The sequence below is a fragment of the Acidicapsa borealis genome, from assembly GCF_059115245.1.
On record NZ_JCACNY010000001.1, the window covers coordinates 5,248,768 to 5,275,490 of the forward strand.

25 protein-coding genes are annotated in these 26,723 nt (G+C 58.1%); 14 read left to right on the forward strand and 11 right to left on the reverse strand.

Annotated elements, in window-relative coordinates:
* Window positions 1-66 precede the first annotated feature (66 nt).
* Entirely contained in the window at window positions 67-1,899 is a 1,833-nt protein-coding gene (locus AC5S27_RS21345; protein ID WP_493936579.1) for a TonB-dependent receptor plug domain-containing protein, read from the reverse strand.
* A 115-nt stretch (window positions 1,900-2,014) separates the two neighbouring features.
* Here AC5S27_RS21345 and AC5S27_RS21350 point away from each other — a divergent pair, with 115 nt between their 5' ends.
* Window positions 2,015-2,416 (forward strand): MarR family winged helix-turn-helix transcriptional regulator, encoded by a 402-nt coding sequence (locus tag AC5S27_RS21350; RefSeq protein ID WP_493936580.1) that lies wholly within the window; start codon window positions 2,015-2,017, stop codon window positions 2,414-2,416.
* 310 nt (window positions 2,417-2,726) lie between these two features.
* Here the strand turns inward: AC5S27_RS21350 and hslU are convergent, their stop codons facing one another.
* From hslU to AC5S27_RS21365, 3 genes are all read right to left on the reverse strand, one after another.
* Complete coding sequence (hslU, locus tag AC5S27_RS21355; RefSeq protein WP_493936581.1) at window positions 2,727-4,232, reverse strand: ATP-dependent protease ATPase subunit HslU; 1,506 nt, start codon at window positions 4,230-4,232, stop codon at window positions 2,727-2,729.
* Window positions 4,233-4,254: 22 nt separating this feature from the next.
* The gene (hslV, locus tag AC5S27_RS21360) at window positions 4,255-4,935 is read right to left on the reverse strand and encodes an ATP-dependent protease subunit HslV (RefSeq protein WP_493936582.1); all 681 of its coding nucleotides are present in this window, start codon (window positions 4,933-4,935) and stop codon (window positions 4,255-4,257) included.
* Window positions 4,936-5,045: 110 nt separating this feature from the next.
* Window positions 5,046-7,865 (reverse strand): putative bifunctional diguanylate cyclase/phosphodiesterase, encoded by a 2,820-nt coding sequence (locus AC5S27_RS21365; RefSeq protein WP_493936583.1) that lies wholly within the window; start codon window positions 7,863-7,865, stop codon window positions 5,046-5,048.
* 455 nt (window positions 7,866-8,320) lie between these two features.
* Here AC5S27_RS21365 and AC5S27_RS21370 point away from each other — a divergent pair, with 455 nt between their 5' ends.
* The 10 genes from AC5S27_RS21370 (at window position 8,321) to AC5S27_RS21415 (ending at window position 17,064) form a co-directional block, all read left to right on the forward strand.
* Window positions 8,321-8,755, forward strand: a complete 435-nt coding sequence (locus tag AC5S27_RS21370) for a hypothetical protein (protein WP_493936584.1) — start codon at window positions 8,321-8,323, stop codon at window positions 8,753-8,755.
* A gap of 74 nt (window positions 8,756-8,829) precedes the next feature.
* Complete coding sequence (locus AC5S27_RS21375; RefSeq protein ID WP_493936585.1) at window positions 8,830-9,813, forward strand: cation diffusion facilitator family transporter; 984 nt, start codon at window positions 8,830-8,832, stop codon at window positions 9,811-9,813.
* A gap of 219 nt (window positions 9,814-10,032) precedes the next feature.
* Window positions 10,033-12,135, forward strand: coding sequence for a CocE/NonD family hydrolase (locus tag AC5S27_RS21380; protein WP_493936586.1), 2,103 nt, complete (start codon window positions 10,033-10,035; stop codon window positions 12,133-12,135).
* A complete protein-coding gene (locus AC5S27_RS21385; protein WP_493936587.1) occupies window positions 12,132-12,617 on the forward strand; it encodes a hypothetical protein in 486 nt (161 codons plus the stop codon). The genes AC5S27_RS21380 and AC5S27_RS21385 overlap by 4 nt, the downstream gene beginning before the upstream one ends.
* Before the next feature lie 38 nt (window positions 12,618-12,655).
* On the forward strand, window positions 12,656-12,904 hold the full coding sequence (locus AC5S27_RS21390; RefSeq protein ID WP_493936588.1) for a DUF6364 family protein: 249 nt from the start codon (window positions 12,656-12,658) through the stop codon (window positions 12,902-12,904).
* On the forward strand, window positions 12,891-13,310 hold the full coding sequence (locus AC5S27_RS21395; RefSeq protein WP_493936589.1) for a PIN domain-containing protein: 420 nt from the start codon (window positions 12,891-12,893) through the stop codon (window positions 13,308-13,310). The genes AC5S27_RS21390 and AC5S27_RS21395 overlap by 14 nt, the downstream gene beginning before the upstream one ends.
* Window positions 13,311-13,483: 173 nt before the next feature.
* Window positions 13,484-14,560, forward strand: a complete 1,077-nt coding sequence (gene prfA, locus AC5S27_RS21400; protein WP_493936590.1) for a peptide chain release factor 1 — start codon at window positions 13,484-13,486, stop codon at window positions 14,558-14,560.
* A 13-nt stretch (window positions 14,561-14,573) separates the two neighbouring features.
* Window positions 14,574-15,422, forward strand: a complete 849-nt coding sequence (gene prmC / locus AC5S27_RS21405; protein WP_493936591.1) for a peptide chain release factor N(5)-glutamine methyltransferase — start codon at window positions 14,574-14,576, stop codon at window positions 15,420-15,422.
* 43 nt (window positions 15,423-15,465) lie between these two features.
* The gene (locus AC5S27_RS21410) at window positions 15,466-16,509 is read left to right on the forward strand and encodes an NAD(P)-dependent alcohol dehydrogenase (RefSeq protein WP_493936592.1); all 1,044 of its coding nucleotides are present in this window, start codon (window positions 15,466-15,468) and stop codon (window positions 16,507-16,509) included.
* 120 nt (window positions 16,510-16,629) lie between these two features.
* Window positions 16,630-17,064 carry a pyridoxamine 5'-phosphate oxidase family protein gene (locus tag AC5S27_RS21415; RefSeq protein WP_493936593.1) on the forward strand — a complete coding sequence of 145 codons (435 nt, stop codon included), beginning with the start codon at window positions 16,630-16,632 and terminating at the stop codon, window positions 17,062-17,064.
* Here the strand turns inward: AC5S27_RS21415 and AC5S27_RS21420 are convergent.
* The gene (locus tag AC5S27_RS21420) at window positions 17,061-17,762 is read right to left on the reverse strand and encodes an alpha/beta fold hydrolase (protein WP_493936594.1); all 702 of its coding nucleotides are present in this window, start codon (window positions 17,760-17,762) and stop codon (window positions 17,061-17,063) included. The two genes, AC5S27_RS21415 and AC5S27_RS21420, sit on opposite strands and share 4 nt — an antisense overlap.
* 282 nt (window positions 17,763-18,044) lie before the next feature.
* Here AC5S27_RS21420 and fdhA point away from each other — a divergent pair, with 282 nt between their 5' ends.
* Window positions 18,045-19,232, forward strand: a complete 1,188-nt coding sequence (gene fdhA, locus AC5S27_RS21425; protein WP_493936595.1) for a formaldehyde dehydrogenase, glutathione-independent — start codon at window positions 18,045-18,047, stop codon at window positions 19,230-19,232.
* Window positions 19,233-19,391: 159 nt separating this feature from the next.
* Here the strand turns inward: fdhA and AC5S27_RS21430 are convergent, their stop codons facing one another.
* From AC5S27_RS21430 to AC5S27_RS21440, 3 genes are all read right to left on the reverse strand, one after another.
* Window positions 19,392-20,102, reverse strand: coding sequence for a hypothetical protein (locus AC5S27_RS21430; RefSeq protein WP_493936596.1), 711 nt, complete (start codon window positions 20,100-20,102; stop codon window positions 19,392-19,394).
* 258 nt (window positions 20,103-20,360) lie between these two features.
* On the reverse strand, window positions 20,361-22,985 hold the full coding sequence (gene clpB, locus AC5S27_RS21435) for an ATP-dependent chaperone ClpB (RefSeq protein WP_493936597.1): 2,625 nt from the start codon (window positions 22,983-22,985) through the stop codon (window positions 20,361-20,363).
* Window positions 22,986-23,149: 164 nt separating this feature from the next.
* On the reverse strand, window positions 23,150-23,590 hold the full coding sequence (locus AC5S27_RS21440; protein ID WP_493936598.1) for an Hsp20/alpha crystallin family protein: 441 nt from the start codon (window positions 23,588-23,590) through the stop codon (window positions 23,150-23,152).
* Window positions 23,591-23,845: 255 nt separating this feature from the next.
* Between AC5S27_RS21440 and AC5S27_RS21445 the strand changes: the two genes are divergently transcribed.
* Window positions 23,846-24,070 (forward strand): hypothetical protein, encoded by a 225-nt coding sequence (locus AC5S27_RS21445; protein ID WP_493936599.1) that lies wholly within the window; start codon window positions 23,846-23,848, stop codon window positions 24,068-24,070.
* 3 nt (window positions 24,071-24,073) lie between these two features.
* Window positions 24,074-24,457, forward strand: coding sequence for a type II toxin-antitoxin system VapC family toxin (locus AC5S27_RS21450; RefSeq protein WP_493936600.1), 384 nt, complete (start codon window positions 24,074-24,076; stop codon window positions 24,455-24,457).
* Between the two features lie 6 nt (window positions 24,458-24,463).
* Here the strand turns inward: AC5S27_RS21450 and AC5S27_RS21455 are convergent, their stop codons facing one another.
* The 3 genes from AC5S27_RS21455 to AC5S27_RS21465 form a co-directional block, all read right to left on the reverse strand.
* Window positions 24,464-24,823, reverse strand: coding sequence for an STAS domain-containing protein (locus AC5S27_RS21455; RefSeq protein ID WP_493936601.1), 360 nt, complete (start codon window positions 24,821-24,823; stop codon window positions 24,464-24,466).
* Between the two features lie 97 nt (window positions 24,824-24,920).
* Window positions 24,921-25,373, reverse strand: coding sequence for an ATP-binding protein (locus AC5S27_RS21460; protein ID WP_493936602.1), 453 nt, complete (start codon window positions 25,371-25,373; stop codon window positions 24,921-24,923).
* Complete coding sequence (locus tag AC5S27_RS21465) at window positions 25,370-26,662, reverse strand: PP2C family protein-serine/threonine phosphatase (protein ID WP_493936603.1); 1,293 nt, start codon at window positions 26,660-26,662, stop codon at window positions 25,370-25,372. Before AC5S27_RS21465 ends, AC5S27_RS21460 begins: the two co-directional genes overlap by 4 nt.
* Window positions 26,663-26,723: the final 61 nt, after the last annotated feature.

Below are 26,723 nucleotides of genomic sequence, written 5' to 3' on the forward strand. Positions count from 1 at the left end.
ATCCAGAGCGCAGGCTCGCGAGGTACTCTTTCAACTTAGAACAAGAATGCTTGGACCACAAGCTTTCTATTCGCCAATCCGGATCGAAACTCCGCCAGTGATCGATCGACCCGGCATAGCCACGCCCTGAATCTCCTGGTAGCCGGTGTTTGCCAGATTCGCCAGTCGCAGATAGGGCCGTACCCGAATCCGGCCGCCCCACCCAGCCTGATCTGTCAGCGCCGCATCCCACACCGGGTATGCCGTCTGCTGATATCTCTGCGCGATCTGGACCTGGTTGCGCACGACAAGATGCCGTCCGAGCTCAGAAGTCCACTCGGCATGGACGTTCTCGACGGGATAGTTGAAGACATACTCCGACTGCAGCCCATGCAGCGCAGACTGAGCCCCCGAAAGCGCGGTCCACGTCACGCGAACCTTCTGTGACCGCGCCGGGATCCACGTCAGAGCAGACTCAATGCCGCCGAAACGCAACCCACTGAGATTGACCGTCTGCCATTTGTCGGCTGCATTGGCGCGAACATAATCGATGGCGTCATGCTGCCGTGTATAGAAGCCTGTCGCGGAAACTTCCAGCTTCTTTGAAACAGCCCAGTCCGCCCCGAGATCGCCGCTCCATGCTGACTCAGGCTTCAGCGCCGCGTTGCCGATAGTCGTCGGATCCGAGTAGTAGAGATCAGTAAAGGTAGGGATCCGAAACCCGTATCCACCGCTGGCCCGCAACTTCAAGCCGTCGGTCAGCCGAAGCAGCCCGGCAAGATGCGGCGCAAACACCATTCGCCCGCCCGAAAACCCCTCTTCGCGCATGCCAGCCGACAAGCCCCATCGGCTCTTGCTCGGTCTGAGATCCAGGTCCACGTACCCGGCCGCCCGGTTCCGCGCATGGTCGCCAAGGTTGTTGCTATGGATCGCATCTCCATCTGCTTCGACCCCGACGAGTACCACAGAGGACGAAGCAATCGGTACCGTCCGCCGCAGCGTGCTCTGCCACGAAGTATCGATGTGGTTGTTCTCATAAATCGAAGGATGATCCCGGATCAACACATACTCATCCGTGTGCCGGCGATAGGCGAAAGCCGCCTGCGTCCTCCTCCCAATCTCCTGCCTCGCTCCAGCAAACCACCCCTTGGTCCGCTCCCAGGATGGGTAAGGCCCGTAGAACTGATCTGCCCCAAAGGCCCGGTCGCTTCCGGCAAACAACAGGTCGGTAAGTCCCAGCCGCGAACTCACCCAATCCTCCTGCGAAGCGGTCTGGTTGCGATAATCGCGATCGGCAACAAATCCATTCGAAAGATTATGGCTTCCCGTCACACGCCCGCTCCATCGCGAACGCACCCAGTCTCCCAGCAACGATTGCTCGTTCGCACCAAAGCTCCCCGCGCCGGCATTCACCTGCAGCAACGCATGCCGAGGTGCCACGGTGAGAAAGTCCACCACGCCGCTCAACGCGTCTGTCCCGTGCAGCGTCGAACCCGCACCGTGCAGCACCTGGATCGAATCCATCGCTTCCAGTGGCACCGGCAGATCGAGATTGTGGTGCGCCGCCTGAGCATCGTTGATGCGGAAGCCGTTCAGCAACACCAGCGTCTGCGTGTAGCTTCCGCCGCGTAGCGAAATATCCGTCTGTGCCCCACCTGCGCCACGCTGCTCGAGAAAGATCGAAGCGTCGTCTCGCAGCGGGTCAAGCGGAGTCGCGGGCGCGAGACCGTTCTCAACGAACGGAAGCACCAGCACCGAGCGTGGTGACTCCGCCAGCGGCACCGGCTCCGCAGAGCCAAGAACTATCATCGTTTCGTCCGCATGCTGAATCGCCTGAGATTTGTCTTGCGCATTTTGTGCTACGGCGGACTGGACCGCGATGAAAAACAATAAAGCCAGATTAAAGCGGTAGATATTCACCTCATCATCCTCGACGAATATTTTTATCCGTGCAACGACGATTTAGCACGATCTTGAATAGTTGAATGGATAAACTATTTCTATGCGCATCCACGGTTTTCTAGAACAAAGTCCCATGTTCGCAGTGCATCTTGCCAGCCGGCACTTTGACTCGCTTGCAGCCAAGGCTCTCGCAGCGGACAAGCTCAGCTTTCTAGAAGGGCTACTGCTCGCAGCACTTTTCTTCGAAGCTCCGCAAGCCGTCAAGCCCTCACATCTTGCGGAAGCCTTTGGCACCACTCGTGGCAACATCAGTCACTGCCTGTCTTCGCTGGAAGCAAAAGGCTTGGTACAGCGCCGTATCGACCCCGCGGACGCTCGCGCCTATCTGCTAAGTCTGAAGCCGCAGGGCAAGCGCACCGCCATACGCGTCATTGCCGCGTTTGACAAGTTGCAGAGGCAGTTCGAGGAGGCCGTCGGCAAGCCATCACTCGACCGCATGTTGACGACCCTCCGTGCATTGCAATCAGCCCATTAGCGCACAGTCGCCATACAACTTCCACATATTTTCGCCTGTGGGGTGCGGAGTGGCTTTCCGCAGTTCTTGCAAGGAGGCCCGCACATCGACAGGCGATGATGCATGACTGCGTTGAAGTTCGTTTCCTCGTACCCAGTGATGCGGCGATACTCCGCCAGCGGCACGGAGAACTGATCGCGATAGTCCTCTGAGAGGGACTTTCGCGTTGCCATCACCTGTGCGAACTCTTCCTCTTCCAACATTGGCATTTGCGTCCGGCAACGCCAACACCAAAGCGTCTTCATGCGCTCACCTTCGCAACAACAAAAAGCTAAAGGATGTACCGGCTCAGATCCTGATCTTTCACGATGCTCGCTACCATGTGACGCACATAGTCGGCAGTGATCAGAAAGACCTTCTCTGTACCAATCTGCGTCTCGCGTTCGAGATACGGCAACGGCGAAGTGGACTCTTCCTTGATCATCTTCGCAATCGCGTCCGCCTGCTCGGTGTCCTTGGCCACCTTCGCCAGGTCGGGAGCCAGGAAGCTGATCTCTTCGAGCACCCGCTCCATGATCGTGTGCAGCCGGCGAGCGCCGATATTCTCGGTCGTCTCATTCACGCGGAAAGCAAACGCAGCCATCTCGCGCAAGGCTTCCGGCGCAAACTCGAGCCGCACGCCTTCTGTCTCAAGCAGAGCAATACACTGCTTGGTCAGCGAAGCCTTGGGCTCGGTGAGAATGCGCAGAAAATCCTCAACCGTAAGCGACTGCAGTTCCACGCGAATCGGGAAGCGCCCCTGCAACTCCGGAATCAGATCCGACGGCTTCGAAACATGGAACGCGCCAGCAGCAATGAACAGGATGAAGTCCGTCCGCACCATGCCGTAGCGTGTGTTCACCGTGGTGCCTTCAACGATCGGCAGTATGTCGCGCTGGACGCCTTCGCGCGAAACGTCCGGCCCATGCCCGCCCTCGCGTCCGGCAATCTTGTCGATCTCGTCGAGGAAGACAATGCCGCTGGTCTCCACGCGATCGACCGCAGCCTTCGTCACCTGGTCCATGTCGATCAGGCGGCTTTCTTCTTCGGACACCAGGTACTCGAAAGCCTCAGTCACCTTCATCTTGCGCTTCTTGCTCGCGCCGCCGAAGATGTTCGGCAACAGGTCCTTGAGGCTCATGTCCATGTCTTCAATGTTCTGGCTGGAGATGATGCCCAACTGCGGCGAGTTGCGCTCGCGCGTGTCGATCTCAACCGTCCGGTCGTCCAGCTTGCCTTCGCGGAACTGCTGTCGCAGCTTCTCACGCGACCGCTGATAGCTGTCCGTACCCGGCAAGGTGAGTTGCCCCTCTTCCGCAGGTTGGTTCACCTCAGGCGGCGGAGGCAACAGCAGGTCAAGCAGGCGCTCTTCGGCATTCATCTCCGCCTTGTCTTCGACCTCTTCGAGTCGCTCTTCGCGGATCATGTCGATGGCAATCTCCACCAGATCGCGAATCATCGACTCCACATCACGCCCGACATAGCCGACCTCCGTAAACTTCGAAGCTTCCACCTTCAGGAACGGCGAATCGGTCAGCTTGGCCAGCCGCCGCGCAATTTCGGTCTTGCCCACGCCCGTTGGCCCAATCATGATGATGTTCTTTGGCATGATGTCGTCGGCAAGGTCAGGCGGCAACTTCTGGCGGCGTGTGCGGTTACGCAGCGCAATGGCCACGGCACGCTTGGCGGCCTTCTGGCCGACCACATGCTTGTCCAACTCGGCAACGATCTCTCGCGGAGTCAACTCCTCCAGAGAGACATCCTGATCTTCGGCAGTACCTGGCAGATAAATGGCCATAAGAAAGTTCAGCTCAAAACGCCTAAGCCTCTAACTCCTTCGCTAACTCGCCCTTGGGCTCGGCATATAACTCTTCAATCATGATGCGATCATTGGTATAGATGCAGATTTCGCCGGCAATCTTCATCGATTTCACGGCCACCTCGCGCGCACTCAGCGTGGTGTTCTCAAGGAGAGCCCGCGCCGCTGCCGTCGCATAGCTTCCGCCCGACCCGATCGACGCAATTGCCTCATCAGGATCGATGACGTCCCCCGACCCTGAAATCAAGAACGTCTCGTTCACGTCAGCTACGATCAGCAGAGCTTCCAGATTGCGCAGCATCTTGTCGGTACGCCAGTCGCTGGCCAGTTCCACAGCAGCACGGCGCAGGTTACCGCCGAACTGTTCCAGCTTGGTCTCAAACCGCTTGAAGAGCGAAAACGCATCTGCCGTTGAACCGGCAAAGCCCGCCAGAATCTTGTCCTGGTAGAGGCGCCGGATCTTCTTCGCAGAATGCTTCAGAACATGATCGCCCAGCGTCACCTGCCCGTCGGCCGCCATCACGACATGACCCTCGCGACGCACGCAGATGACGGTCGTTGAGCGAATGCGCCCGCGACGCGGTTCGGCAGTTGCTTCCTCAGCCTGCACGCTCAGTATTTGGGAAGTGGAAACCGGCTCTATAGCCGGAGAGAACTCGGAGGGTGTGTTGTTTGCAGCCAAGAATCGATCCTTCTTGCGCCTGTCTTCGCCTGCTGACCACTGCCCAGCAGAAGCCGCTGCAAAAGACGCGCAACCTTTAGTATAGCGCAGGGCGGATCAGGGATCACCGATCAGCACAGCGAGGGTTCGGCACTTAATTCCGAGCCATTTCCCGGCTCGTTCCCCGGCTCGTTCCCCGGTCCGTTCTCTGGTCCTTTTTCGGCCCCATTTGCCTCAAGCACCGCGAGCACCTGCTCGGCGGACATTGGACGATGAAACAGGAACCCTTGGAAGAAGTCGCATCCCAATTCGCACAACAGCTTGTACTGGAGCTCGGTCTCGACACCCTCAGCCACCACGCTAAGATTCAATCCGCTTGCCATTTGAATCACCGCCAGAATGATCGTGTAATGGCTGCCGTCCCTCTCCAGATCCTTCACAAACGAGCGGTCAATCTTCAGTGTCCGGAGAGGCAGTTCGTTCAGGCGCGACAAGGAAGAGTATCCGGTGCCAAAGTCGTCAATCGCGATTGCAATCCCAGCCCTCGCCAGATGCGTCACCGTTTCCGCAATCGCAGTTAGCTCAGTCATCGCCGTTGTTTCCGTCAACTCAAGTTCCAACATTCCTGGCAGCAGACAATGCCGCTGTAGTGTACCCAGAATCTCTCCGGCAAACCCCTGATTGGAGAGTTGGCGCGCGGAGACATTCACCGCCACCGGACAATTGAATTTCCCCTCGGATCGCCATGCAGCCATCTGGCGGCATGCTTCCTCCAACACCCATCGCCCCAGCGGAACGATCAGCCCCGTCGCTTCTGCAACCGGAATAAACACGGCAGGCCCCAGTTCCATCAGGCGAGGATCGGTCGTCCGCAACAATGCTTCAAATCGCCGAATCGTCCGAGTCGAGTCATAAATCGGCTGATAGTAGAGCCGGAACCGATTCGCTGCCAAACCTTCCCGCAGCGCAATCTCAATCATCGTTGCCTGTGCGACGCTCCCCATCAGTTCGTCACTGGCAAAGACAGCGCGATTCCGGCCCTCGCGCTTCGCCTCATACAGCGCCTGATCCGATCGCCTTCGCAACGTTTCGCTGTCGACACCATCCGCGGGATACAGCGCGCCTCCAATGCTGACCGAGATATTAATTTCATTCCCTGACAGCATCATCGGTTCTTTGAACAGATCAAGAATCGTGCTCGAGATGCGGCTCGCACTCTCCCGGCGGTTCAAACCGCCGACGAGGATCGTGAACTCCTCACCCCCAGTGCGCGCGATCGTATCCTCCCGCCGCACTAAACTTTGCAGCCGTTTGGCGACAACCTTGAGGCACTCGTCGCCCACCGGATGCCCAAACGTGTCATTGATATGTTTGAAGCGATCGATGTCGATCGTCAGCACCACTGCCATTTGATGCTTTGCCGCGCATTGTTCCAACATGTGCGACATTCGCCCATCCAGCATCAACCGGTTGGGCAAGCCGGTCAGCACATCATGCTCCGCGAGATCGCGAAAACGTTCTTCACTGGCGCGAATGATCCTCGTCTGCTGCTCTACCCGTTTACGCAGCACAACCACCCAAAGGATCACCGCGCTCATAAGAGCGGCCAGCCCGGCCAGCACAAGCAGCGCATGCTTGGGTGTCCACCAGGAGGCGCGCTTCAACACTTCCACATCGTTCGCAGACCGCAACAGGATTCCAAACGAAATCGGAACGTGATCCGAATCGGCATGAACAGTGCAAATTCCCACCAGCTTCAGAACACTGCCGATGCCGATCGACTTCAATTCATTGGCCATCTCGGGCAAGGGTAGAGTTGCCTCGAAGGTTTCATCCCCGTCCTGCAAGATCCAGACCAGTTCTCCACCCTGGATGTGAGTCTCCGTAACCCGGCCCTGCAACTGAACCAGCTCCTGGTCGTACGGCACATGGTCAAATCCCTCCCGTAGCGCCACCACATCCCGCGCGCGAATACTCAGCGGTACGATCGCCGCAGCCGGTCCCAGGTCGCGAAAGAACCCGTCCTCCAGGATCGGCGCGTATTCTCCCATCGCCGGGAAACCCACCGCCTCAACCCGCCTGCCCGGTCCCACAAACTGCGTCGACAGGCTCTGGATGCGAATCCCGTCTTCTCCGTCCTGGATGTAAAGCGCATGTCCCGGCACTTGATAGGTGGAGATACCGGAAACCTTGATCCGGCGCTCTTCCTGGCCAAACTGCAAGGCATTTCGCACCGGCGTGACAGGATCTGAAAATGGATCGTCTCCGGCCCCTTCCAGGACCTCAAGAAATCCTTGCATAGGAACATACATTTCCGAGCCCACGAATTGCCGCTTCTGATTAAAGTCCGTTGCGCAAACGCCGCGCACACGAACCTTCGCGCCAATCAGGCGTTCGGCGTCGATGCCTTGAAAATTGTGCATTTTCACAGACACGACACCGCCACCCGACTGCAAATTCAGCAGCAGCAACGTATGCCCATCAATTTGAGTGATCCGTTGCGAATGAATCACGCCGTCCATTTCAATGAATTGACTATCCTGTACGCCGCCAAATAACTCGCTGTACACCACTCGATGGGGTTGAGGATAACTCCCACGTCCGAGCACAACTACTCGTGAAGCGAGGATGATCGGCGCAAACAACCCAGGGCTACTCGTCCCTTCCATCTCCACCAGGTCGCCCGCGTGCACATCCGCCGAATCCGTCCGGTCCACCGAGATACCAGCCGTAACATCCTGAAAGAAAAAGGAATTCTTCCAGCCCGACAATGCCGTCACCACTCCCCTGAGGCGCACCGGTATGAGCCGCTGCGCCTCATCGGCCGGCAACGCTCTCACCTGACGGACCTTTGTCAGCAGCATCGGTGCAGACGACGTAGTCGTCGATTGCTGGGCGGAAAGCAAGATAGGGGGAGATATCTGAAGGACGCCGAGCAGTGCAGCTTGCACGATCCATGACAGACATCGGCTGCCCCCTTGCTTCCGCAAGGTATTGCTGGCACGACGAAAGTTGGATGGCGCGCGGTGGCTTGTCAAAGTGGCTCCGAAGTGCGCAAACGCACGACTCCGTCATCGGCCCACAAGTCAAGAGAGCAAGGCTTGTATGCCGCGAAGTCGCCCTTGCAGAAGATAAGGCATGTTGCGGCTTGCAACGAGTCTACTCCGCGGGCGAGCATTCCCCAGCTGCATCGAGCACCGGGACGAAGAATTCTGGTTACGAAAGTTCCCTCAACGGCAACACAAGGTTGCTACCGCATCGCTCCGCCTGCCGGAGATCGAACTCGAACGCGCGCCCTGATGGATCCTGCGTCCGCAAAGATCGCGACTCTGGCCCGGCTGCGATATGCTCTGGGAGGGAACTGATTGCGAATCAACTCGCATCCGTTCCACCGCCGCATCGCCCTATGGTTCAGATCACCCCTCGTGAAGGTCAAATTGCCGCTGCGGCAGTCGGCGTAGTTCTCGCCGCGGGAGCAGCCTGGTGGCTATTCCGCAGCCACCGTCCCACCCCGGACGAGATCGAGCGGGAACGCCGCCAGATCCTCTTCAGCTATGGGCGGATCGTCGACGGCACCCTGCTTGACGGCTTCCAGATCACCGCAGAGGACGGTACATCTCGCGATATGCTCCTCTACCAATATGAAATCTCCGGCGTCGTCTACGAGTGCTCCCAGGACGTCACCGCCCTCGCCAGCATTCTCGACCCCGCCACCGTCAAACTCGGCTTTCCCTGCTCCATCCGCTACCAGCCCGGCAGCCCGGAAAACAGTATCGTCATCGCCGAACGCTGGAGCGGCATCCGCGAGGTCTACGCCTCGCCCCGAATACCTCACGTCTAGGTTCATAGCCCGACGAATTTGACCGCATCAGCATTCTCTTTGCCCTCTGTCCGCCGCAGGAATAGACTTGGCTTATGCACATGCATGCCACCCCCGCAGGCTCTGGGAAGACCAGCCGCATTCTGTGGCTGTCCATGCTGGCCACACTCATCTACGTCGCCGTCACCCTGATCGCCGGCCTGCGCGCCCACTCGCTGGCGCTGATCTCGGAAGCCGGCCACAACGCCTCGGATTTCCTCGCCTTGGCGCTCTCGTTCGTCGCTGTCTATTTCCAGACCCGTCCGCCCACAGACAAGAAAACCTTCGGCTACCAGCGCGCCGGCGTCCTGGCCGCTTTTCTCAACGCCGCGACCCTGATCGTCATTGCCCTCTGGATCGGCGTCGAAGCCATCCATCGCCTTACCGCGCCGGTCGTTGTCCAACCCCGCCTGATGATGTGGGTTGCCGCTGCCGGCGTGATCATGAACGGCGTCATCGCTGCCCTGCTCTGGAGCGTCGCTCGCGACGTCAACATGCGCTCGGCCTTCATCCATATGGCCGGAGACACGCTCTCGACCGCTGCCGTCATCGCCGGCGGCGCTGGCATCCTCTTCACCGGCCAGAACTGGATCGACCCCGTCCTATCCCTCATCATCGCCGCGCTCATCCTCTGGAGCTCGATCGACATTGTCCGCGAAACCCTCAACATCCTCCTCGAAGGCACGCCGCGCAGTCTCTCCCTCGACACCATCCGCACTGGCATGGAGCAGGTCGAGGGCGTCCTCAACGTACACGACCTCCACGTCTGGAGCCTCGGTTCAAACTCCCACGCCTTGGCCTGCCATGTCACCATCGACGACATCCCGCCCAGCGAGAGCAACTGCATTCTGCTTAAGATCAATTCGCTGGCCAGACACAACTTCCACATCCACCACACCACCATCCAGTTCGAGCACGCCAACTGCTGCGAAGACCTCGAAGGCTGCGTGGTTCCCATCAGCGAAATGGCCGCCGACACTGGACACGACCACCACGGTCATAGCCACGCAGGCCACAGCCACGCCGGACACTCTCACTAGCCCTGCATCACCTCTGTTTCAGATCTGTACCAGGCAAATCTTATCGATCTGAGCGGAATGAAAAGGGCCAAAGGCCCGAACGATACCAGCCTGGGCAACGCCCCAGGTAAGCGTACAAAGACCCTCCTAAAGGGCGGAAAGCCCGCTCTATTCCGCACCATTTCATCCCAGCCGATTCGCCGCGCCATGCTAATCTGACCTCCTATCCGGAGGTCATACTTGTCCCGCAAATTAGCACTCTGCCTCGCGCTCCTCGCCGCAGCATCCGTCACCGCCCACACCCAAGCGCCAACTCCGGACCAGCTTTCCGCCATCTCCGGCGAATACACGGAAGCCGCCGAGCCCGACACCCCGCTCAGCTTCTACGCCAAAGACAGCCATCTCTTCGTCGAATCCGAGCGCATGGTGCCCACCGAACTCACCGCCGTCTCCTCGACGGAGTTCACCGCACCCCACGGCGGTCAGCATTTCAGGTTCACCCCCGGGAAGAGCCTGACCATCACAGAAGACGGCGACCCGACCATCGAGCTTGCCCGCAACGGCGATCCCGTCCACCACGTCTTCCACCATTACGAGCGCCGCGAAGAGATGATCCCCATGCGCGACGGCGTCAAGCTTCACGTCGTCATCCTCACGCCAACGGACATCAAGGAGCCGCTGCCCTTCCTTATCCAGCGCACTCCTTACGGCGTCGACGGCACCAGCGAAGCCAGCTTCTTTGGCGGACGCCCCGAGCTCGCGCGCGACGGCTACATATACGTCGGCGCTGACATCCGCGGCCGCTTCAAATCCGAAGGCACCTTCGTCATGATGCGCCCTTTCGCCGACCACAGCGACCCGAAGGCCATTGACGAATCCACCGACAGCTACGACACCATCGTCTGGCTGCTCAAAAACGTGCCCAACAACAACGGCCGCGTCGGAGCCATCGGCACCAGCTACCCCGGCTTCCTCACCATGATGGTCGGCATCGACCCTCACCCGGCAGTCAAAGCCGTCAGCCCGCAGGCCCCCATGATCGACGTCTGGCGCGGCGACGACTTCTTCCACAACGGAGCCTTCCGCCAGACCTACGGTTATGACTACGCCATGGGCCTCGAATCCAGCAACGAAATGACCGAGGTCTTCTACAAGGACGCCGCAGGCAAGAACGTCGACGGCTACGACTACTTCCTCAAGCGTGGCTCCTTCGCCGAAGACGTCAAACAATCCGGCGTCAGTAAAGAGCTGCCCACCTGGAAAGCCTTCATCGACCACCCGGCTTACGACAGCTACTGGCGCTCCCGCGGCGTTGCCCGCAACCTGACCACCGTCGCCGTTCCCACGCTCACCGTTGGCGGCTACTACGACCAGGAAGATATGTTCGGCCCGCAGGAGGAGTATTCGACCCTCGAACCACACGATTCGAAGAAAGAGAACTTCCTCGTCCTCGGCCCCTGGCGTCATGGATCATGGGCGTCGTCTTCACGTCACCTCGGCGCGCTCAAGTACGGCGAATCCATCGGCAAGGAATACCGCAGCCAGATCGAATCCAAGTTCTTCGCCAAGTACCTGAAAGATCAGCCCGGTTTCGACCTCGAAGACACCGCCAGCTTCCAGACTGGCTCAAACACCTGGCACCGCTACGCACACTTCCCGCCCGCCGAAGCCAAGGCCACAGCATTCCTGCTCTGCGGCGATGGGACCGTTTCGCCAGCCAAAGAGTGCAAGCCTGGCAAACTCAGCTACGTCTCCGACCCCGCCAACCCGATCCCGTTTCGGCCCCGGCCCATCCAACCCACCTACGGCGAAGGCTCCCAGTGGTACACATGGATGCTCGCCGACCAGCGCTTCCTCTCGTCGCGCAAAGACCTCGCCGTCTACAAGCTCCCCGTCCTCGACCACGACCTCACCGTCACCGGCGAAGTTCTGGCCGACATCTTCGCCACGACAACTGGTTCGGATGGCGACTTCGTAGCCAAGCTCATCGACCAATACCCCGCCGACGAAGCCGACCCTACCATGCGCGGCTACCAGCTCATGACCAACATGGAAATCTTCCGCAGCCGCTACCGCAACGGCTTCGACAAACCAGAAGCCATCAAGCCGGGCGAAGTCACCGAGTACCACTGGAGCCTGCACGACGTAGACCACGTCTTCAAGAAGGGCCACACGCTCATCGTAGAAATCCAGAGCACCTGGTTCCCCCTCTACGACCGCAACCCCCAGACCTACGTCCCCAACATCATGACCGCCAAACCCAGCGACTACAAACCAGCCACCATCACCATCGTCACCGACAGCCAACACCCGTCGCAACTCGCATTGCCGGTGATGCCTTGAACCGCAAAATTATCACTCGATTGGAGTTTGAGGAATTCACTCGTACGCTGATCGGCTTACCGTTAAGCCATATTTGGATTGGATGTGGCTCAGCGATCTTCTTCGAGTTTGGTGCGCTTCAGCCAAGGCGCAGAAGGGACGGCTCCGATGGCAATCCTCGTGGGACATGGACGCTGATGATTGAATGGAGCTGGCGCATCGAGGGAAAGCGACGAATATGGTGCGGAAGCTGGAGTGAGCAGGAAAGATGGGCGCGAGTATTTACCCGTCTGCATGACACTCGCGTCTCTTTTATATCGCTCGTAGGAAGATTGCCTGAAATCGATGTCGAAATGAGCAACGGCATACACCTTGTCTCGTTTATGACCGCCGAAGGCGACCCCGAGTGGGGATTGATTCGTCGCGATCAAGATCAGACCATTTCAATAGGTGTAACAGCAGGTCGTCTAGAGTTATGCAACGAAACTAGGCTGCAAAGCTGAGGATTGACACATAACCAGTGCGCACATAAGCTGTGTTCATGGCAAACCTAACTCTTTCAATCGATGATCAGCTACTCGAAAAGACACGACGGCGCGCCGCTGAAATGGGAACATCCGTCAACCAGATGGTGCGCGACCATTTTCAAGCAGTTGTCGGTGAAGACGACCTGGAATCTGCCATCGCGTTCCTGAAAAAAACTGCCGGGCAAGGCACACCAGATCCTGACTGGAAATTTAACCGCGACGAGATGTACGACGAGCGATTCAGGAACTATGGCAAGTCCTAAGGTATTTTTCGACGCGAACATCCTTCTGTATACCGACGATCCGCGCTCTCCCGAATTCCAGCAACGATCTTTGAGTCTGATCGCACAACATCTTAGCGACAACTCAGGCGCAGTTTCGATTCAGGTTCTACAAGAGTATTTTGCGAACGCTACAAAAAAGCTGAACGTCGAAAGCTCCCTAGCGCGACAAAAGGCTGAAATCTTTTCGCGCTTCCAGGTCATTCAGCCGGTAACGAGCGATATTTTTGCTGCGGTTGACCTTCATCGGCTTCATAAAATCCCCTTCTGGGATGCAATGATTCTTCGTACCGCCCAGCTAGCCGGAGCACGCATTCTGTACACTCAGGATTTCCAGCACGAGCGCCGCTTCGATTCACTCCAGATCATCAATCCATTTTTGCGCTAAACTAAAGGTACCGATGGCCATTCACCAGCCCATCCCGGCGCTTCTCTAGCGGCTCCCGCCGCCTATCCCGCACCTGCGCCCATTTCCCAATCCAATCATCCAATAGACAAAGCGCCCCCGCGTGAGCGAATTTGCGATTCCCCGCGACCGGCCGCAGCAAAGAGAGAACCCCAATGTTTGACCGCCTCCAGCAGATGGAAGACCGCTATGTAGAACTCGGCGAGCAGATGGCCCTGCCCGAGATCCAGAACGACCGCGAAGCCATGCACAAAATCTCCAAGGCCCACCGCGACCTCGAAGCCCCCGTCGAAAAGTTCCGCCAGTACAAGCAGCTCGCCCAGGGCGTAGAAGACGCCCGCCTGATGGCAACCGAAACCGACCCGGAAATCGCCGCCATGGCCGCCGAAGAACTCGCCGAACTCGAGCCACGTCGCGAAGCCGCCGAAGCCGAGCTCAAAATCCTTCTCCTGCCCAAGGACCCCAACGACGACAAAAACGTTGTCCTCGAAATCCGCGCCGGCACCGGCGGAGACGAGGCCTCGCTCTTCGTAGCAGAAGTCTTCCGCATGTACCAGCGCTTCGCCGAGCAGCACCGCTGGAAGATCGAAGTCATGTCTGAGTCCGAGTCCGCCGTCGGTGGCCTCAAGGAAGTCATCGCCCTCATCGAAGGCGACCGCGTCTATTCGCAGATGAAGTTCGAGTCCGGCGTCCACCGCGTACAGCGCGTTCCGGCCACGGAGACCCAGGGCCGCGTCCACACGTCCGCCATCACCGTCGCCGTCCTGCCCGAAGCCGAAGAAGTCGAAGTCAAGGTCGAGCAGAAAGACCTCCGCATCGACACCTTCTGCTCCAGCGGTCCCGGCGGTCAGTCGGTCAACACCACCTACTCCGCCATCCGCATCACGCACATCCCGACCAACACCGTCGTCAGCTGCCAGGACGAAAAGTCGCAGATCAAGAACCGCGAAAAGGCCATGCGCGTCCTCCGCTCGCGGCTCTACGAAGTCGAAATGCAGAAGCAGCACGACGCCCTCGCCAAAGAGCGCAAGCAACAGGTAGGCAGCGGCGACCGCGCCGAAAAGATCCGCACCTACAACTTCCCCCAAAACCGCCTGACCGACCATCGCATAGGCCTCACGCTGCACCAGCTCGACCTGATCATGCAGGGCCGCCTGCAACCGATCGTCGATGCCCTCATCGCCGACGACCAGGACCAGAAGCTCAAAGCAGACGCAGCGCAGGCCGCGTAAGTGGCCGCGTAACATGACCCTCCGCGAACTAGCCGCGACCGCAACTGCCCAGCTCCAAAACAGCCCGCATCCTGACCGAGCCCGTCAGGATGCGGAATCTCTCCTCCTGCACACCCTCCGCAAAAGCCGCGCCTGGCTCTTAGCGAACTGGTCCGAAGAAGCGACATCCGAGGATCAATGCACCTACGAAGCCTTGATCGCCCGCAGAGCCACCGGCGAACCATTGCAATACATCACCGGCGAAGCGGAGTTCTTCGGCCTCCCCTACTCCGTAGGTCCCGGCGTCCTCATTCCCCGCCCTGAAACCGAGCACCTGGTAGAAGAAGTCCTCCGCCTAGCTAAGTCCCTGCAAGCCCCAAAGATAGCCGACATAGGCACCGGCTCCGGCATTATCGCAGTGGCTCTGGCCAACGAACTCCCCGCCGCCCAAATCAAAGCAATCGACCTATCCCCGCAAGCCCTGACCATCGCCCGCGAAAACGCCGAACGCCACAGAGTCGCAGACCGCGTCACTTTTCTAGAAGGCGACCTTCTAAGCCCACTCGAGGGCCAGCACTTCGACATCATCGCCAGCAACCCACCCTACATTCCGCAAACCGACCAAGATAGCCTCTCAACAGAAGTCCGCGACCACGAACCGCACAGCGCCCTCTTCGCAGGAGAAGACGGCCTATCCATCTATCAGCGCCTCATCCCCGAGGCAGTGCGATTCCTCGCGCCCAACGGCTGGCTCGTCGTCGAAATCGGCTACAACCAGCAACCCGCTGTCCAGCAGTTGCTGGAAGCTAGCGGTTACAAGAACATTCGATTCATCGAGGATTATCAAAGCATTCCTCGCATTGCCGTTGCCCAGCGCGGCTAACCCGGCCACCATCCGCTAAACTACGATTCGGAGAACACCACCCATGCCAGCATCCAAAGGCTACGCCGCCCAAAGTAACACTACGCCGCTCGCCCCCTACACCTTCACCCGCCGCGAACCGCTCCCGTCCGACATTGTCGTTGACCTGCTCTATTGCGGCGTCTGCCACTCTGATCTGCACATGGCCCGCAACGAGTGGGGCAACGCTGTCTATCCCATGGTCCCCGGCCATGAAATCGTCGGCAAAGTCACAGCCGTCGGCTCAGCCGTCACCAAGTTCAAAGTAGGCGACACCGCAGCCATCGGCGTCCTCGTCGACTCCTGCCGCAACTGCGCCAAATGCAACATCGGCGAAGAGCAATACTGTCTCAACGGCATGACCCTCACCTACGCCGTCCCCGATCGTGTCGACGGCTCGATCACCATGGGCGGCTACTCGTCGAACTACGTGGTCGACGAGCGCTATGCGCACACCGTTCCTGCCAATCTTGACCTCGCCGGAGTCGCCCCACTCCTCTGCGCCGGGATCACCACCTACTCCCCGCTGAAGCACTGGGGCGTCGGCCCCGGCAGCAAGGTCGGCATCGTAGGGCTTGGCGGACTTGGTCACATGGGCCTCAAGTTCGCGCACAGCTTTGGCGCGCACGTCGTCCAATTCACTACTTCGCTCAAGAAGAAGGAAGACGCGCTGCGCCTCGGCGCCGATGAAGTCGTCCTCTCCACCGACGAAGATGCGATGAAAGCCCACGCCAACAGCTTTGACTTCATCCTCGACACCGCCAGCGCGCCCCACAGCCTCGATCCCTACAGCGCGCTCCTCAAGCACGACGCAGCCATGGCCCTCGTCGGACTCCCTGAAGTCCCGCCCGTCGTCAACGTGACCAACTTCATCTTCCGCCGCGCCTCCCTTTCGGGCTCCTGCATCGGCGGTATCCCGGAGACGCAGGAAATGCTCAACTACTGCGGCGAACACAACATCACCTCAGATATCGAAATCATTGCCATGCCACAGATCAACGAAGCCTTCGAACGCATGCTCAAGCAGGACGTAAAGTACCGCTTCGTTATCGATCTCAAAACTCTATAGCTTTCATGTAGATCAGTTCGTCCAGATCGCTTCGGTCACATGATGTTTTCATGAGACCGAAGCGATCCTTTTCTTGGTAGCAGAAACCACGCATCTCACCTACTCATGAGGGAAAGCACCATGAGTGAGTTGACGCTTCAAGACCTGGCAAAGAAAATCGCAGACATCGATTTCACAATGCTCTCTACCCGCGCCAGCACAGGCGAAATCGCATCGCGTCCCATGAGCAACAATGGTGACGTCGAATACGACGGCGATTCCTGGTTCTTTACATGGGAAGACTCGCGTATGGTCAATGACATCAAGCGCGACCCCCAGGTCGGACTATCGTTGCAAGGCAAAAGCGGCCTGCTCGGCAAGCCGCCCATCTTCATCTCGGTTGAGGCGAAAGCCGAGTTGATCCGCGACAGGGCCACCTTCGCAGAGCATTGGAACCCCGACTTGGAACGCTGGTTCAAGCAAGGCATTGATACTCCCGGCGTCGTGCTCATCAAAGCACACGCAAACCGCATCCACTACTGGGACGGTGAGGACGAAGGCGAAGTCAAAGTCTAATCCGGCGCGAGTGCCAGCGATAAGACAAACCTCTCAATTGACTGAGCAGATATTGCTGGCTCTCGCTGAAACAACAAGTGAGGGCCAGCGACCCGCGCGACCACTACGTCCTTGCGGACAAGCTGGATTTCCGTCAGGCACTCCGATCCAACCAGTCGGTCTCCCTCAGCCTGAAGATATAGAATCGCGACATCTAGTTTGGCCAGGTCGTCGCGAACATCGCAATCCAGGATCTCCCTAAGTCGAGCCGCCAAAACAAGTGGCCGCACCGAAGCAAGTGCGTCCCGTACCTCGTCCAGCAACGACGCACCACTACCCTCGCCGACCAGAAACCACCGCAGAGCCCAATCACTCAAGGGAAGGCGAAACAAAAAAGGACTGAGCAGCCGCGCAGCTAACCTCTTCCAACCCCGCACCGGACTGGAAGCAAACCCCGCGCACAACACAACTGCAGCCAGATGCTTCGGTCGAGTCGCCGCAAAACGAATCGCCAGCAGTGTCGAATACGACTCCGCCACCAACACAAACGGGCGCTCTGGAGCGCACGACCGTACGGTCTCGAGTAGTTCAATAGAGTCAGTAACAACATCAACCGGATAGTCGGCAACGGTCGCCTGGCACGTCTCCGGGAGTTCCCGAATCAGCCGTGAGTAGAGCCTTCCCGTTCCATCCATACCCGGCAACAGCAAGAGATCCATTGCGCCTAACCACTGAGGGGGCAGTCTGAGTTCAAGCTTAACTCCCGACTACTGAAGCCCACCAGCGGTTCACCAACGATACAAGCAGCATTGTCAATAGAAAGAGCGCAAAAGTGATCCATCGCACCTTGACTGTCCACACTCGCAAAGAGTGGAATAGCCTGTTGCATCGCACGACCGCGAAGTACGGCGAGCGCGAACGGAAAGGCTACTCAAACCGGCCTGGTGTTAACCACACGTCACGCAAGACAAACCGGGCCAAGGCCCGCGGAAGGCAAAATCATGGCAGAGAACTCTGGCGTCGTTTATCTAGGACAGAACAAGGTTGAAGTACAGTCCATCGACTTCCCCAAAATGCAGAATCCAGCCGGCAAGAAGATCAATCACGGCGTAATTCTGAAAGTCGTCTCCACGAACATCTGCGGTTCGGATCAGCACATGGTGCGCGGCCGCACCACCGCCCCCACTGGGCTTGTCCTCGGCCACGAAATCACCGGCGAAATCATAGAAGCGGGATCGGACGTTGAATACCTCAAGGTGGGCGATCTCGTCACCGTGCCCTTCAACGTGGCCTGCGGCCGCTGCCGCACCTGTCGCGAACAGGAGACCGGTGTCTGCCTCAACGTCAATCCCGGCCGCGCCGGCGGGGCCTACGGCTATGTCGATATGGGCGGCTGGGTCGGCGGCCAGGCCGAGTACGTCCTCGTCCCCTACGCCGACTTCAACCTCATCAAGTTCCCGGATAAGGCCCAGGCCATGTCCAAGATCAAAGACCTCACGATGCTCTCCGACATCCTGCCCACCGGCTTCCACGGAGCAGTGAACGCAGGCGTCGGCGTCGGCTCGATTGTGTACGTCGCCGGAGCAGGCCCGGTCGGCCTCGCAGCAGCAGCCTCCGCACAAATCCTCGGCGCAGCCGTCGTCCTCATTGGCGACATGAACCCCGTGCGCCTCAAGCACGCCGAAAGCGTTGGGTTCGTCCCGGTCGATCTCACCAAGAGCGACAGCCTCGGCGACCTCATCGCATCCATCGTTGGCGAGCCACAGGTCGACGCAGCCATTGACGCCGTCGGCTTCGAAGCCAGAGCCCAGGGCAAAGATGGCAAGGAAGCTCCGGCCACCGTCCTCAACTCGCTCATGACCATCGTCCGCGCAGCGGGCTCCATCGGCATCCCCGGCCTTTACGTTACCGAAGACCCCGGCGCAAAAGACAAGGCCGCCCAGACCGGCAACCTCAGCATGCGCTTCGGCCTGGGCTGGGCCAAATCACACCGCTTCTACACAGGCCAGACCCCGGTTCTCAAATACAACCGCAAACTCATGCAGGCCATCCTGCACGACCGCCTGCCCATCGCCAAAATCGTCAATGCAACCGTCATCAGCCTCGCCGACGCACCTCAAGGCTATAAAGATTTCGACGCCGGCGCAGCCAAGAAGTACGTACTCGACCCGCACAGCCTAATCCACTAGACAGGACCCAAAACAAAAGGTGGGCCTGAGCCGTCTGCTCAGGTCTGCCCAGTTGTCTAATACCTATCCTCATCCCTGGCGATGAGCCATTGAGGAATTAATCAATCGCAATGATTATCGGAACACTAAATGGATTTCGACTAAGAGGGTTTCCGGACATTAATCTCGACAGCTTCTGCTTCTCTGTATATCTGGGCGCCGATATCTCACCATACAACTCGTCCAATAAACCAAAATGCCAAGATAAGTGACCGACTCAACCGTATAGATCAGCGGTTCAAAGATGCCCGTCAACTGCTCGCGCGATCGCAGTGGCGTAACGGCGATGTGAATGACATCGTACGCTCCTAGCCCTGCTCCGATCTGCCATGCTAGGCCGCTCCAGCTAACTGAAAGGGCATATGCGATGATTGCGTAACTTAGCAGGCATGCAAGCGAAGCAATGACCATTACCATCTGAATCTGAGAAACAAGCCCTACTTCCCACGGAACTCCAGTCGGCAGGCTGTACCTGGCAATCGGCCAACTCAACAGAGCTAGCGCTCCTAAGCCCCCAGCTGCGATCCAACTCGTCTTCCCTAACTGAAACGATGCTACCCTGCCCAGGGCCGATACGCCTATCTCAATTAGCACCAGGAACACCGCAATCCAATCCATTGCCGCATCGATAAGATAAAATTTTGCATAATAGACAGAATTAAACTTCATCTGCAAAAAGGTGCAATCTACCACAAAGTCGCTAACCAACAAAAATAGCATATAGAGTGAGAAGATAGGAAACGCCCGCCAGATTCGACGATGAACCAACAAAAAGACCAATCCCGCTTCTAACAGCAAGAACAAACATCGAGACACTAAGTTAAAGTACATAGTCTCACCTCTGCTCTGCGCTAGAGCTATCATCCCTCAGCCTACCAGAAGCTGATTCCCATCCTCTCGGGCGTCTTTCATTTCGATTCCACTTATTTTGCCCACAAACCCAACAAACGATCGAACCAATTGAATGGCAAAGCGCTCGAACAGGCAGCGCACACATCTTTTCTCTAAAGTTCATGAACTCAGATGAAATAACAACGGCGTATCCGCATGAACTCGGATACGCCGCTGTTATCTAGTGTGTAGACGAGTTTAAGCCATAGCCTCGCGGCCCATGGTCTCAAAGCTGAGCTGGTTCGAAGTCCGATCCACATCGATCCTCACATGCGCGCCATGTTCGATATCGCCATTGAGAATCTTGATCGCCAGCGGATCCTGCACCATCCGCTGCAGAGCCCGCTTCAGCGGACGCGCTCCATAAGCCGCATCCGAACCCGTCGCCAGGATAAGCTGACTCGCCGGCTCTGTAAGCTCCAGCGATATCGCCCTGCTCTCCAGCATCCTGCGCACCTCGTTCAACCGCAGATCGAGAATGTGATGCATCTGCGCCGAACCCAGAGGCTTGTAGATCACGATGTCATCCACGCGGTTCAGGAATTCCGGCCGGAAGTGCTCGCGCAACACGCGCATCACCTGCTCCTGCGCCCGTTCGTAGTCATGCTCTGTCTTCAGCAGATCTCCCAACAGCAGGTTCGCTCCCAGGTTTGAAGTCATGATCAAGACCGTGTTCTTGAAGTCCACCGTTCTGCCCTTGGAGTCCGTCAACCGCCCGTCATCCATCACCTGCAGCAGCACGTTGAACACATCCGGATGCGCTTTCTCGATCTCATCAAACAGGATCACCGAGTAAGGCCGCCGACGTACAGCCTCGGTCAACTGCCCGCCTTCGTCATAGCCCACATAGCCCGGAGGCGCGCCAATCAGCCGCGCCACAGCATGCTTCTCCATGTACTCCGACATGTCGATGCGCACCATCGAAGCCTCATCATCGAACAGGAATTCCGCCAGCGCCCGAGCTGTCTCCGTCTTACCCACACCCGTCGGACCCAGGAAGATGAAGCTGCCAATCGGCTTCTTCGGATCAGCCAGTCCAGCCCGCGAGCGCCGGATCGCATTGGCGACCGTGATCAGTGCAGCATCCTGCCCGACCACGCGCTCACGCAGACGATCCTCCATCTGCACCAGCTTCTTCACCTCGCCCTCCAGCATCTTGGAAACAGGAATCCCCGTCCACTTGCTGACAATCCCGGCGATATCCTCCTCATCCACTTCTTCTTTGAGTAGACGAGTATGTCCGGCCACACCGTCCTGCAACTCACTCAGATTCTTGAGTTCAGCTTCAAGCTTGGGCAGATCCCCATATTGAATTTGCGCCGCCCGCTCCAGCCCGCCCTTACGTGTTTGCTCCTCAGCCTCAAAGCGCAGAGCTTCCATCTGCTTCTTCAACTCGCTGATGCGCGTAATCGCACCGCGCTCCTGTTGCCATCGCGCCCTCAGACTGTTGATCTTCTCCTTCAAGGTCGAGAGCTCACGCTCAATCACCTGCAGCCGCGCCACACTGTTCGCATCGGTTTCACGCTTCAGCGCCGCCCGCTCAATTTCAAGCGAAGTAGCCTCACGCTCCAGTTGGTCTACCTCAGTCGGGACACTGCCGATCTGAATCGCCAAAGAAGCCGCAGCCTCATCCACCAGATCAATAGCCTTGTCCGGCAGAAAGCGGTCCGAAATATACCGGTGCGACAGCGTAGCCGCAGCCACAATCGCCGAATCCTTGATCCGAACATTGTGGTGCGCCTCATATCGCTCACGCAGTCCACGCAAAATGGCAATCGTGTCCTCGACATTCGGCTCGCCCACATACACGATCTGGAAGCGCCGCTCCAGCGCCGTATCCTTTTCGATGTACTTGCGATACTCGTTCAGCGTCGTCGCGCCAATCGCCCGCAGCTCGCCACGAGCCAGCGCCGGTTTCAGCATGTTGCTCGCGTCAATCGCGCCCTCGGAAGCGCCAGCGCCCACCAGCGTATGCAGTTCGTCGATGAACAGGATGATCTTGCCATCCGCTTCGTCGATTTCCTTCAACACCGCCTTCAGCCGCTCTTCAAACTCGCCGCGATACTTCGCTCCGGCCAGCATCGAACCCAGGTCCAGCGAAACAACGCGCTTATCGCGCAGCAAATCCGGCACATCGCCGGAGACAATCCGCCGCGCGAGGCCTTCCACAATCGCCGTCTTACCCACACCCGGCTCGCCAATCAGCACCGGATTGTTCTTCGTCCTCCGGCTCAGCACCTGGATCACGCGCCGAATCTCCTCGTCGCGCCCAATCACCGGGTCCAGCTTGCCGCGCTTGGCCAGCTCCGTCAGGTCCTTGGCGTACTTTTCGAGGGCCTGGAATTTGCCCTCTGGATTTTGATCCGTAACCCGCTGTGACCCGCGCACCACCGTCAGCGCCTTCAGAATCGCATCGTGCGTCCCGCCCTGCGCCAGCAGTGCATCGACCGCCGGATCGCCCTTTTCGCGCGAAAGCCCAAGCAGCAGATGCTCGGTCGAAACGTACTCATCCTTGAAATTCGCGGCTTCCTTAAAGGCTTGCTCCACTGCCTTGTTCAGCCGGTTCGAGAGCCCGGGCTGGCCCTGCGCACCGCTCACTCGTGGCAGCTTCTGCTCAATCGCATGCAGTTCGCTCTCCAGCCGCTCCGTCGCCACGCCAATCTTCTCGAGCACGGGCAAAATCACGCCCTCGCGATCGGCAATCAGCGCGAGCAGCAGATGCACCGGCTGCAGCTCCGGATTTCCCAACGCCGAAGCCTGCCCCAACGCCTGCTGCATCGCCTCAGAAGATTTCACCGTCAATTTGTCCCAACGAATCGCCATAAAACAACCCTTCTATCGACAAACTTCCACTTGCAACCGGATCATACTCCCACCCTCCCGCTGCCGGATGGGCCATACAGCTCTGGGACCGCCGGATGTTCCCGGACCGGTCCCAGTCAGCAAATCAAGGTTCCGTCTCACAACTTTTCTGATGCGCTGTCCGATTAGGCCGCCGCACCAATTTTGATCTGCCTCGGCTGCGCAGAAGCCTTCTTCTTCAACTCCAGCTTTAGCACACCATCTTTGTAGCTGGCCGCGACATTATCCGTGTCCACGGTCGTCGGCAGCGAGAATGAGCGGTAGAAGCTGCCATACCGGCGCTCAATCCGGTGAAAATTCTCTTCCTTCTCCTCGGATTCGAACTTGCGCTCACCGCGTACGCTCAGCGTCTGGTTCTCCACGCGGATATCCAGGTCCTGCTCCTTGATCCCGGGAAGATCCAGCTTCAACACCACCTTCTCACCGTTCTCGTACACATCTACCGCAGGGGCAAAGCTGGCAGCCGTAACCGCCTGGCCGTCCCCGGCAAAGTCCTGAAACAGAGAGTTCACACGATCCTGCAGCGTAGCCATTTCCCGAACCGGGCTCCAACGAGTGATTGCCATAATCCAAATTCCTCCTGATCCATAAGTCTGAAATTTGCGGCTGTCAGCTTCTGGAAGCTCGACCTTAGTCCAAGCCGCTCAACTAATCTGATAAAAATATAGCACGATTGATTCATAAAATATGCGCAGTAGTCACTCATATTTCGCAAAAATTAATGAGCTCACCCGGAAAGACGTGTACGCTTCGAGCGTACGCGCTGTTATACTCCATCTATGGAAGTCCCAATCACCCAATTTCGGCGCGAAATCTTCGACTTGGCAAACCGCGCCCTGGAAGGCGAGACGATTACGGTCGCCTACAAAGGCAAACGCTTACGCATCGTTCCTGAGAGTTCGGAGATCGACCCCGCGACACGGTTCGACCGCCTCACGCCTCTCAACATCGCCAGTCTCGAATTTCCGAATTTAGAAGACGTGGACATGCTGCCGGAGATGCAAAAGGAATGGGAAAAGGACTGGGAAGAGCAGGGGCTCGTCTAAACCGTGAGCGCTTATCTGGATACACATGTCGCCGTGCGACTCGCGAACGCCGACCTCGCCGCAATCAGCCCTAACGCCCTCGACGAAATCGCGAAGACGGACTTGCTTGTCTCGCCCATGGTTCTCCTTGAACTCGAATATCTGTTCGAACTCAAGAAGGAAACCAGAATCTCAGCCGACGACCTGCGGCGAAAGCTTGAATACGAACTCGGAGTAAAAGTCTGCCGCCTCAACTTTCAAGAAATCACGGCAATCGCAGCCGGAGAGAAGTGGACCCGCGATCCATTCGACCGAATCATCGTCGCTCACGCAAAAGCAAATGGCCTGTCGCCGTTGATCTCGGCAGACAGGCTCATCATGCAAAATTACCCCAGGTGCATCTGGTAGAGCGACTTAAACAGTAGCCAGCGCAGCCGCCTGATCCGGAAACAGCCCTGCATACTTCGTAATCCCCACCATCGTGAACACCTTGTTGAAGTGTGCCGACAGCCCAAACGCCAGCACCTTCTGCCCGGCGTTCGAAGCCTCCATCAGCAGCTGGATCACCAGCGCGATGCCACTCGAGTTGATGTACTCCACCTTGGTGAAGTCGAGCGCCACAATCTTCGCTGTCTCCTTCGATAGCGAGTGATAGGAGCCAATGACCGCATCCTTCGACGCGGAGGAAATATCACCCTCGAAACGGATCACGCTTACTGGCTTCCCGGAGGGCGAGGTCTGCTGGTCAATCTTCGACTTGGTATCGGTCTGCACTGGGATCTAATCTCCAAACTTCAAGTTGCCGTTCATCTGCATTGTGTTTCAGAACCTGCGATTGTGACGGACGACTCGCGCTCACAACAGACAGGGGCTAGACTTCTTCTTTATCCAGGCGAATCACCAGCCGGACATAACTTCCCTTGCCGTTGGTCCCAACCACCCACTCGGCTTCGTCTACAAGCGCCTGGATCAGGAACATGCCCATCCCGCGCGGATCTTCCTCACCATGCATCTTGCGGTCAATATCCGGTTTCGTCGGAGCATTCTTCATGCCCTTCCCATCGTCCATCACCTTGATCTCAAGCTGGTCGCTGCCCGCCGAAAGAACCACGCCAACCGAAAGCTTTTCATTCAGACGGTTGCCATGCTCGATCGCGTTAATGCAGGCCTCGGCGATAGCGGTTTTGAGGTCTTCGATGCGTTCTTCGCGAAAGCCCATCAGCTTGGCAACCGAGGCAGCCGTGCTCATCGCGACCTTTTCAAACCCAAGCCGCGAGGGGAGCCGGACTTCCACAGTTGTCGTGCGTGCCGCAGTCGTCGTCATGCAGTCACCTGCACAGTCTGGCAATCGGAGTCAGCCTCGGAAAGCACTTCAATCGTATGCTCGACAGAAGATTCATCCTCAGTCACAACAGCCGGAAGATGGCACAACACCAATGCGGTCATGTCATCCCCCTGGGGTCCGCCACCTGAGAAGCCGTGGATAGCCACCCACAATGCTTCGAGAATACCATCGGCTTTCCCCGTAGGTGTATGAGAAAACTCACTTAACAAGCGATCCTGGCCGAATTCTTCATCCTCCAGAAAAACTTCAGTCAAACCATCCGTATAGAACAACAATCGGCTGCCCTGGCCAAACTCCTGGTACTCGCTCGTATAGCTCATCCCCGGCAGAAGCCCCAGCGGCGTACTGCCAGCCTCAAACAGGCGCGGTACTCCGCTTGAATCAATGACAAACCCCGGATTATGTCCGGCATTCACAATCTCCAGCTTCCCGCGATCCCGATCCAGCTTGAGGAAGATGGCCGTCACATACCGCCGCCGTGCCTCTTCGCCCTCCTGCCAGTGATGCTGGTTCATCCGTGTTGCCAGCTCGGCCAGAGGAATCCCCGTCAGCGCCATCGCCCGGAAAGCAGCCCGGAAGCTTGTCGCCATAATCGCCGAGGCCAACCCCTTGCCCGCCACGTCGGCCACCGCCATCAAAATGCTGCCGTCCGGCAGATCGAGAATGTCGACATAATCGCCGCCCACCTCGTAGCAGGTCTGCGAACGCACCGCAATCGAAAACCCAGGCAAATGCGGCATCTCCTGCGGCAATAGCGACCGTTGAATCTGCCGGGCAGCATCCAGATCCTGCTGAACCCGCGCCCATTGCAGGTTGCGCTCGTGATTGCGGGCATTCTCCAGAGCCACAGCCGCCTGAAGCGCCAGCCCCTCCAGAAAGTCCGCCTCATACAACGTGATCGGCCGACCCTCGGGCGGAGCCACAATCAGCTCCGTCATCCGCTTACCCTCGCGGTCATCCAGCGGATAGGAATGCACTCCGTACATGCTTCCGTCGCCGCCTTGATGCGGCGCGTCCCCGTAGGAAAGCTCAGTACCCGAAAACGCTGCCCCAGCCATCTCCAACTCGCGAACCACAATCCGCAGTACCGTCTCCAGCACTTCGTCCTCGCGCGTCGTCGAGTGAACCTGCCGCGAAACCTCGAGCAGCGCCTGCAGACGAGCCACCTGCTGCTGCAGGTCCATCGTCTGCGAAACCGCCTGAGTTACCCCAGACGAAGCCGGGCTTTCCGAAATTTCACCACTCGCCGGGTGCATACCCGTAGCCATGCAGCGCGTCCTCCCTGAAAACCAATCGTGGAAAACCAATGTAGCACGACTACCAGACAAC